7 protein-coding genes are annotated in these 9243 nt (G+C 71.7%); 4 read left to right on the top strand and 3 right to left on the bottom strand.

The genetic code is table 11. From position 1 onward, the window contains the following. Window positions 1-203 precede the first annotated feature (203 nt). Window positions 204-2648: a hypothetical protein gene (locus tag ABZS54_RS40330; protein WP_355547582.1), complete on the bottom strand. Its 2445-nt coding sequence runs from the start codon at window positions 2646-2648 to the stop codon at window positions 204-206. A 184-nt stretch (window positions 2649-2832) separates the two neighbouring features. Here ABZS54_RS40330 and ABZS54_RS40325 point away from each other — a divergent pair, with 184 nt between their 5' ends. Further along, window positions 2833-2991, top strand: a complete 159-nt coding sequence (locus ABZS54_RS40325; RefSeq protein WP_355547579.1) for a hypothetical protein — start codon at window positions 2833-2835, stop codon at window positions 2989-2991. A 496-nt stretch (window positions 2992-3487) separates the two neighbouring features. After that, window positions 3488-4024: a hypothetical protein gene (locus ABZS54_RS40320; RefSeq protein ID WP_355547577.1), complete on the top strand. Its 537-nt coding sequence runs from the start codon at window positions 3488-3490 to the stop codon at window positions 4022-4024. A gap of 224 nt (window positions 4025-4248) precedes the next feature. Here ABZS54_RS40320 and ABZS54_RS40315 read toward each other — a convergent pair whose 3' ends face one another. Continuing rightward, window positions 4249-4680, bottom strand: coding sequence for a hypothetical protein (locus ABZS54_RS40315; protein WP_355547574.1), 432 nt, complete (start codon window positions 4678-4680; stop codon window positions 4249-4251). 865 nt (window positions 4681-5545) lie between these two features. Between ABZS54_RS40315 and ABZS54_RS40310 the strand changes: the two genes are divergently transcribed. Continuing rightward, window positions 5546-6595 carry a SpoIIE family protein phosphatase gene (locus ABZS54_RS40310; RefSeq protein ID WP_355547571.1) on the top strand — a complete coding sequence of 350 codons (1050 nt, stop codon included), beginning with the start codon at window positions 5546-5548 and terminating at the stop codon, window positions 6593-6595. 452 nt (window positions 6596-7047) lie between these two features. Here the strand turns inward: ABZS54_RS40310 and ABZS54_RS40305 are convergent, their stop codons facing one another. Next, window positions 7048-7440, bottom strand: a complete 393-nt coding sequence (locus tag ABZS54_RS40305; protein WP_355547568.1) for an ATP-binding protein — start codon at window positions 7438-7440, stop codon at window positions 7048-7050. Window positions 7441-7858: 418 nt separating this feature from the next. On the opposite strand from ABZS54_RS40305, the gene ABZS54_RS40300 reads away from it, so the two are divergent. Continuing rightward, window positions 7859-8863 (top strand): YdcF family protein, encoded by a 1005-nt coding sequence (locus ABZS54_RS40300; protein ID WP_355547566.1) that lies wholly within the window; start codon window positions 7859-7861, stop codon window positions 8861-8863. Window positions 8864-9243 lie beyond the last annotated feature (380 nt).

Raw genomic sequence — 9243 nt, 5'->3', positions numbered from 1 at the left:
GCGAACCAACCAGCCGCCCGCAACCGCATCTTCTCCCGGCGTTCCCGCTCCACCGGGGTCATCCCCGAGACCCTCATACACCGGGTATGCCCTTACTTGACACACCGTCAATCGGATCAGGAAACCTCAGTAAGAGCATGGCGCCGCTCGACACCGCGACGGGCACTGCCCCCGAGATCGCCCGACGCCTCCTGCGCCGCCGACTACACCGGTTCACCGCTGCTGGCGGGCGGCACTTCGTCTCCTGGGTCGAGGCCGCGGCGCGACCACGTGCGCAAGCGTTCGGCGTCGTGATGCTCTCCCGCCTTCTCTCGTAGCTTGGCCAGTTGCTCCAGCGCGTAGGGGTGTCCGGCGTCGGAGGCTTCGCGGGTCAGGCGGTCGGCATCGTCGTGGTCGCCCGCCTCCTCCCGTATCTCGGCCAGCAGTTCCAGCACGAAGGGGTATCCGGCGTCGGCGGCCATGCGGGCCAGATGTTCGGCCTCGTGGCGGTCCCCCGCTCTCTCCCGTATCCCGGCCAGGCCCCTCAGCCCGCCCATGTCCCCGGCTTCGGCGGCTTCGAGGTACAGACTTTCGGCTGTGTCGAGATCCCCGGCTTTCTCCCGTATCTCGGCCACCATCACCAGCCCGCGGGTATCTCCGACATGGGCGGCTATGAGGTACAGACGTTGGGCCCCGTCGAGGTTCCCCGCGACTTCACGCCGCCAGGCCAGGTGCATCAGCGGGCCGGTGTCTCCGGCTTCGGCGGCTTCGCGGGTCAGGCGCTCGGCGCCGTCGTGGTCGCCCACTTCGTCGCGCATCTCGGCCAGTTTCCCCAGCGCGAAGGTGGACCCGGTGTCGGCGAGTTCGCGGAATACGCGTTCGGCGCCCTCGCGATCCCCCGCCAGTTCCCGCTGCCCTGCCAGATATAACAGTTGGTAGGGGTATCCGGCTGCGGTGGCTTCGCGGGCCAGGCGTTCGGCGCCCTCGTGATCCCCCGCTTCCTTCCGCAGCGACGACAGCCGCGCCAGGGCGCGGGCGTTACCCGCGTCGGCGGCTTCGCGGGTCAGGCGTTCGGCGCCGTCGTGATCCCCCGCCATAGCCCGCAAAGACGCCAACCGCGTCATTGCGCGTGGCTCGCGGGACTCGGCCGCCTTGGCGTAGATGCGCTCGGCGTGGCGAATCCGCAACCTGTCGTGTGCGGCTTGGGCGAGGTTGAGACTGTCGTCGAGCACGTGGGCGTGATCGTGGGCGGCCTCCCAGAAGGAGGCGCCGGGGCACAGGGCGCCGCGAGTGTGGCGGGCGTGTTGTTCGAGATAGTCGGCGAGCCGATAGGTCGGGCCGTCGTCGGGATCCCTTCGGGGGCGTCGGCGGGGGCGGATACGGGTCAGGGGCGCGATCGCGCCGTGGACGGGATGGGCGGCGTAGGCGAGGGCCTGTTCGAACCAGTCGTCGTGGAGCGCGTCGGATTCGGTGTCGGTGAGGTAGGCGTCGGCGGCGTCTTCCAGGAACGCCTGCCGCAGGATCGGCCCGTGGCCCAACCGGCGCGCGTCCATCGCTCCCTCGATCACCGCCCGCGCGTGGGCCGGGGCGAGGTCCAAGCGTTTGAGCAGCGCGGGCGCACCCGCCAGGAACTGGGTGACGCGCCCGTCGTCATCGCCGGTGAGTGCCTTCGCCAACCGCGGGTCCTCGATCGCCCGTGCGCGCACGGCGTCGAGATCGGCGCCGGTGAACATCTCGGGTACCCGGACGTCGGTGCCCGTGAGCAGGGCCCGCGCCTGCACGTGCGGATCCGAGGCGCCGGTGGCGGGCCTGGTGCTGAGGGCGTTCCAGAAGGGGTCCGGCCACAGGGTCGCCAGGACCAGGACCGGCGCGCGCCGCGGATCGTTCAGCAGTTCACGCAGGCCCGTGGCGATCCGCTCCCCGGCTGTGGCAGGTTCGAGGTAGGTCTGGGCCTCGTTGAGCCAGACCACCGTTCGCGGCCCCACTCGCGACAGGCCGGTCGCCGCAGCCTCGGCCGGGCTCGGATGCAGGGGATGCCACAACCGCCACCCGTCCGGCACCGCGCGCAGTGCCTCCCAGCAGGCGCGGGTCTTGCCGGTGGAGGACCCGGCCACCAACGTGACCATCACGCTCTCGCCGCCGGCCGCGCGTTCGACCGCCGTGCGCAGCTCCCGATCGTGGGCGCGCGGTATGTACACCGGAAGGTCCGACAACCGGGCCTGTGCGTGTTCGGGGGCGTCGATCGCGCGGTGGACCTCCAACGCGAACGCATCCGTGAACTCGCGAACCGGTCGACCGACGAAATCCCCGCCCACGAGCACGGGGTCGCCGCCGCGAGGTGTATGGGGCCGCCCGGCGGGGCGGCGTTCGCGCTCGGCCTCGCCACGCAGGCGTTCCCACGCCGCGGCCGGCGTCGCCACGTAGGCGCGGTCGCGTCGGGCAGCCTCGTGCTCCAACCACGTCACCAGGAACGCGAACCGCTCCGGATCGGCCGGCACCCCGCGTCCGTTGAACCAGTCGCTGAGCACGGTGGCGCCCAACGCCACCGGGGGTCGTTGTCCGGCGCCCTGACGGGCCAGCTTCGCGTACGTGGGCGACCCGGCCCGCTCGTACAACTCGCGTAGTAAATCGGCCAGTTCTCCGGCCTTGCCGCCCGCTTCGCCCATCACGAACCCCGACCCTCGTCCGGTCCGGATGCGGTCCGGACAGCCGCCGGAAAACCCGCGCCCCCGGGACTCAGCAGCCTAGAGACGCGCGACCGGCCCGGAGGCCGTCGCCGGAAAAACGTTCGTGAGCGCCCGATGGGACGACACGAACCCGCCCGGGTTCGCGGACCCACTCGGGGAGACCACCATGAACGACCACCGACCCACCACCGACCCCGCGACCGCGGCCCGAGACCGCCTCGTGCGTGCCGCCCGCTCCCTTGCCGCAAACGTCGCACGTGGCCTCGCCACCGGCACCGGGAGCGCCGCGGGCACCTGGATCGTGTGGTGGATCATCCACCACTAGCACGCACCACACCCTGTTCGAGAGCACCGACCTAGCGACGGATCGGGGGAAGACGAACGTGTTCACGCTGTCAGGCACCTTGCGAGTGACCTGCGCGGGTAACGAATTCGTTACCCGCCGACAGGTCCGGGTAACGCGCCGGATCAAGACGTCACGGGGCGCCGGGACCCCACGGCGAGGAAGGCGCGCAGCTCCCGCCGTTGCCGGACTTCGTCGGTGATCACGTCGGCCAGGACGTCGTGGTCGATGTACCCATCGCCCCACCGCCGGCTCGGACGCGGGTGTGTGGTGACCCGAACGTCGCAACGCCCGCATCCGGGATCCCGGACCCTCGTTCAACGGGCGTAGGCACCACGGGTGGGCGCGGTCCGGGCCTTCCTTCCCCGAGGACCCGGAACCGCGCCCGGGGTGTACCTGCCCGCAGGCCGACGCTTTCACGGGTCACCCGTCCGGGTGGCCCTCTGTCCCGGGCCCACCCGTGATCGGAAGGCGATTCATGACGAGCACCGTTCCCGACCGCGACGATCCGAGCGGTGTGAACGCCCGCGCCGTCGCGCTCTTCGGACGTCGCGAGGACGGCACCATCGCGTGGCCGTACGGGATCGCCGACCCGCCCAGCCGCAACCACCGCACCCGCGACGACCCCGACGCCGTGTTCGAGGCGGCCCTGCGCGGACGCCGCGACGCCCAACGGATCCTCGTCGCATGGGCCCAGCGCCACGGGCCGCGCCCGGACGACCTGGGCTGTTGCCCGCAGTGGCTGCGCCGGCGGGGCGGCGCCGGATGCCCGTACGGCGAGTGCGACCGGTGGCGCTGGACGGACCACGTCACCACCCGGTCCCTGGACGGGCAACCGGTCGCGTTGACGGCGGCGCCGTACGGGATGGACGAGGACGAACGCGCCGAACTCGAGGACTGGGCCGAGGAGTACCCGGACCTGGCGGTGGCCTACGGCACCGGCTGGTACGGCGCCGACACCACCCAGGTCCTCCTGTGGCGCCGGGACCGCATCCGCACCCTCGCCTGCGCCTGACCCGACCCGGCCCCGTTCTGCTGCTCGGGTAACGCCTGGATCCCGCCGCCGACCTGCACGGGTAACGGATTCGTTACCCGTCGACAGGGCCTCGGGTAACACCCGCCCGGGCGCCGGCGGTCTACGCCCCGTCGTCCTGGGCGCCGTTCGGTTTTGTCGCCGCCGTCCCCGGCAAGGCCGCCGATCGCGTCGGTGATCGCGCGGAGCACGGTGCGGTCGCGGTCCTACGCCGCGTACAGCGCGTTCCAACCGTCGATGTCGTCGATCAGGGCCTCGATCGCGCTTTCGAGACGGCGGCGGAGCAGGCCCGGGTCGAGGGCTTCGACCTCGACCGCGAGGTGCGGATCGATGTCTTCCCGCAGGCATTCCTCGCGGTAGCGGCGGTAGTTGGCGTCGGCGGTGTTCACGTCGTGGGTGGTGAACCGGCCGGAGCGCACGTCGTCGGCGGTGACGGCGATCTGCCGGAAGTCGAGCTCGAGGCCGCCGTTGCCGTAGCGCTCCATGCGTTCGACCACCGAGCGGGGTACGGATCTGCCCGTGGGGTCCCAGTCGCCCGCGAAGAGCACGCTCAAGGGCCGCCCCCGACGCAGGTATTCGACGACGGCCTCGTGGACGAAGGTCTTCGAGGACTGGCCGCGGCAGGAGTACAAGCCCACGCCCCAGGCCGAGGCGACGGGCGCCGCCCCGGCCCGGACGCGGTTCCGGTACCCGATCGCGGGCCGGTGTATTCCCGCTGCCGGGTTCGTGGGCACGGGCTGGGGCCGCGTCCGGGTGAGGGCGCTCGGTCGCGGCCCGCGGGCCGCCTGTGCGGGCTGTGGTGGCGCGTGCCCGGCGGTCCGGGTGAGGGACCGCCGGGCACGGGTGGGGCCGGCAGCGGGGGTGGTGAACCGGCCCCCACGTCGGTGACAACGATCGGGCCGCGCCCGGGTGACGCGGCTGCTCCGTGCCGGTCGCCCGCCGGGTCGGCGAGGTTGGTGACCCGATCGTCGCAATGCCCGCATCCCGTGCGGCTGGTCCGCGTTGGGTCGAAGGGGGCGGTCGTGGAGGGGCGCGGCCCGGGTCTTTCTTCCCCGACGACCGGTGCCGCGCCCGAGGCGATTCCTGCCCCGAAACCCCAAGGGTTCACGGTCGCCCGTCCGGGTGGCCTTCGACCTGCACCCGGCTCGGGGGCCGGCGGCCGGCCGACCCACGACACGAAGGCAGGACGACCCGCCGGTCGCGGCACCCCCTTGGCCCATCGGTCGGTCTCGGCCGCCGACGACGTGCTGCCGGCCGTCAAGGGCATGGACGGCCTCGGTCGGTCGACCGACGCGTACGGCGGGCCCCACCTGCGTGACGTCGCTCGGGCGACGTAGGCGACCGCCGGCCCGGGCACCCGGAATAGGGGCCGGGTGCGGGCGCTGTGAGAGTTGCGGGGGCTGTCTCTGTTACTTTCGGATGCTGCCCGACCGGCACGAGTCGAACGACGTCGCCGTGACCGACGCTGGGGGATGCGGGTCTCGAATCAGGACAGGATGCCGTGTGAAGGCTCTTTCGAACGGTGTGGCCACGGCGGGCGGGTTGCTCCGGGCGAGTCGCCACGCCGTTCTGGAGGATCTTCCGGGTCTGATCGCCGCGCACGCCCGACCGTTGGGGCTGGCGTGCCCGCAGGTCTACCTGGTGGACGTGCAGCAGCGACTGCTGCGCCTGGTTCCCGGCCGAGGCGAGGACGAGGAGGGCGCGGACGGTGCGCCCGAGACGGAATTGCGGGTGGACGCCACGCTGGCCGGTCGCGCCTTCCAGAGCGCCGAACTCGTTGAGGCTCCGGCCGGCGTCGACGAGACCGAGTCCGGCGACCCGTACACGAGGCGTCTGTGGCTTCCGCTCATGGATGGCGCCGAACGTCTGGGCGTCCTGGGTCTGGAGACCGACGACGCCGACGACGCGGTCCTGGACCGGGCGCTGGACCTCGCGCTCCTGGTGGGTCTGTTGCTGGTGAGCAAGCGCGCGTACAGCGACTCGTACGAGCGCCTGGTCCGTACCCGCCCGATGGGGCTGGCCGCCGAGATGCAGTGGACCCTGATGCCGCCCGGTTCCTTCGCCGGCGAGCAGGTCACCGTCAGCGCGGCCATGGAGCCCGCGTACGAGATGGGCGGCGACGCGTACGAGTACGCCGTCGACGGCGACACCGCGCACCTGGCCGTCTTCGACGCGATGGGCCACGACACCTCCGCCGGCCTGACCGTCGCCCTCGCCCTGGCCGGTTGCCGCAGCAGCCGCCGTCACGGGGTGGGCCTGGTGGAGACGAGCGAGGTGATCGAGGCCGCCCTTGTGGAACAGTTCGGTCGCAGCCGGTACGCCACCGCGATCATCGCCGAACTCGACCTGCTCACCGGCGCTTTGACCTGGGTCAACCGCGGCCACCACCCACCGGTCCTGATTCGCAACGGCAAGTGGGTCGCCACGTTGGAACGCCCGCTGGCGCACCCGATGGGCACCGCGATGGGCCTGCCCGTCGAACTGTACGAGGAACACCTCGAGGACACGAACACGCGCCCGGACACGGGGCCGACGGCGCCGAGCATCCGGTAGCGATACGCCGGCAACCCCGAACGACGGTTCGACCGGGCGATCGAAGCCTTCCGCCTCGGCCGTCCACATCCTCTCTGCTGCCGTCGAGAGCGCGACGCTCGCGGGACGATGCGCGCGGCCTTCTCCGGGCGCGGGAGCATCGTCGGGCATTCCTTGTCAGAGGCCCGCCGGGCCGGGCTGATCACTCTCCGGCACCGTCCCGAGCACCTCGCCCCCGGGGCTGGGACTCCGGACCGGCCGGGCCGGACAAGGCTTGCCGCTTCCTCGCGTGTCCTGACACCGCCGCGGTTTCCCACCGCGCCCCGTCTTGGAACGGCGACCTTGATCCCTGCGGCGGAGGGTGGGCAAGATCGGAACGAGAGCCGGCGCCACGGGCGGCCGTCGCGGCCGCCGTCGGTGAGAGTCGACTCGGAGAGGCGCTGGTCGCCCCGGTCGGTGCCGGCGCTTCGGCGCTATCGGGCGAGGTGGGCGCTGACGGTCTTGCCGCCGGATGGCCGGTGGGTGACGGCGGTGGTGCGGGCGAGGCGGTTGACCATGGGCCGGCCGAAGCCTCCGGTGCCGTCGTTGAGGTCGGGGGTGCGCATGCGCGGGGTCCGGGGGCTGTGGTCGTGTACGGCCACCTCGACGGTGTCCGGGTGCGCGGTCAGCTCGAGGGTGCAGGTGCCGCCGCCGTGGCGCAGGGCGTTGGTGACGAGTTCCGAGACGACCAGGACGACGGTCTCGGCGTCGTCGGTTGCGATCGTCGGTTGCCCGAGGCGTTCGAGGAAGGTCCGGGTGTTCTCGCGTGCGCCGGCGAGTGAGGTCGCCGAGCGGACGGGTGCGACATCGACGCTCATCGTGTCCATCAGGTCACCCCGGTCTCTGTAGTCGATGCCCGGTGTTCGTGCCCCGCTCCGCGGCCGTCAATCCGACGACGACTGCCTTGCCTCGAAGAGGTCTCACCAGGAGGGGTACCAGATCTTGGCCGCCGGCACTGTCGAGGCGGACACCCGCCTCTGCCACACACCGGCGCACGCCACGCCCGACAGCGGTGAACCCGGACCCCAAACCCGCGCCCAGCGACCGGACAGGCCCGGACCCTGCGGATGGCAGTCCGCATTGGGATATCGCCGGGACGGCTTTGCGCGAAGACCGTGGGCAACAAGGCCCAACCCGCCCGCGCCCCACCGCTCGTGGCCGCGACGGCCATCGCGCGCGGACCGTTGTCGGTCCGGGTGCGGACGTGCCCATTGTCCGGTCCGACGCGCCGCATAGGATCCGGCGGTGTTCGTCTACATGGTTTCCGCATTGTTCTTTTTGCTTTTTCTGGTCGGAGTCCTGCGCGACCGCCGCAAGTTCGGCAACGCCGTGTTTCTGGGCCTGGCCCTCGCCGCCCTGATCGTCGCACTGATCGGTGAACTGGGTCGGATACCGCGGCCGTTCGTCACGGTGGTGGTCGCGCTCCTCCTGCTCGTACCGGCCGTGGGCGTACTCGTGCTGGCCGGTGCGCTGGTGTCCAACGGCGCGACGATGGTGCGTCGGGAGGGAATCCGTCCCGCCAACCTGCTCTCGCTCCTGGCGGGGCTGGCCATCGTCGCCGTACTCGCACTTCTCGTGACGGCCGTGCTCACACGCTCGCACACGCTGATCGTGGTCACCGCCACCATCGTCGTGGTGGTCGGCTACGTGTCCTTCCTGCTGGTGTGCTTCGTCGGCTACGGCTTCCTCTACGGGTGGTTGTGGGTGCGCCGCTCGGTCGACTTCGTGGTCGTACTCGGCTCCGGCCTCATCGGCGGCGAGACGGTGCCACCCCTGCTGGCCAGTCGGCTCGACCGCGCGCAAACCCTCTTCGAGGCCCAAGTCGCGCGCGGCAACCAACCCGTGCTCATCACGTCGGGCGGCCAAGGCCCCGACGAGAAACTGCCCGAGTCGCACGCGATGGCCGACTATCTGATCGCCCGGGGAATCCCCGCGGAACGAATCGTGCGCGAGGACCGCTCGCGGACCACCGAGGAAAACCTGCTTTTCAGCAAGGCCATCATGACCGCCGACAACCCCGACTACCGATGCCTGATCGTCACCAACAACTTCCACGCCCTCCGCGCCGCCCTGACCGCCCGACACACCGGAGTCCGCGGCCAAGTGATCGGCGCGCCGACGGCTTCGTACTTCCGGCCCAGCGCCACGATCCGCGAGTTCGTCGCGGTCTTCCTGACCTACAAGGCCGTCAACCTCGGCGTGTGCCTGCTCATCGCCCTGTCGGGCCTGGCCGCCTGGCTGCGCCTTTGAAGGACGCCCGGGAGCGCGGGAGCGGGAGCCCGGGCCGCCACCGGCCGGTGGCGACGTGCGGGCCGTCCGAGACGAGCAGCAGGACGGTCTCGGCGACTTCGGGGGCGATCTCCGGCTGCCCGTGGCCCGCCGGGAAGGCCCGGCCGGCAACACGTGCGTCGGCGACGGTGGTCGCGCGACGATCGGTGGGGGCGTCGACGCTCGTCGTGTCCACCAGGGTCCCGCGGTCTGTGGATCGTCAATGCCCGTTCCGCTTTCACCGGCACCTTGCCCGACGCCCTGCGCGTCAACCAAGGCGGGGCCGGGGATATCGCGGGCGTACGGCCGATCGCGAACGAACCCGGACGGCGGGTCGGGGGCCGCGCGGCGGGGGGCGGGCG

The sequence above is a fragment of the Embleya sp. NPDC005575 genome, from assembly GCF_040605455.1.
GTDB lineage: Bacteria > Actinomycetota > Actinomycetes > Streptomycetales > Streptomycetaceae > Embleya.
This window is presented reverse-complemented; position numbering and strand designations above follow the sequence as displayed.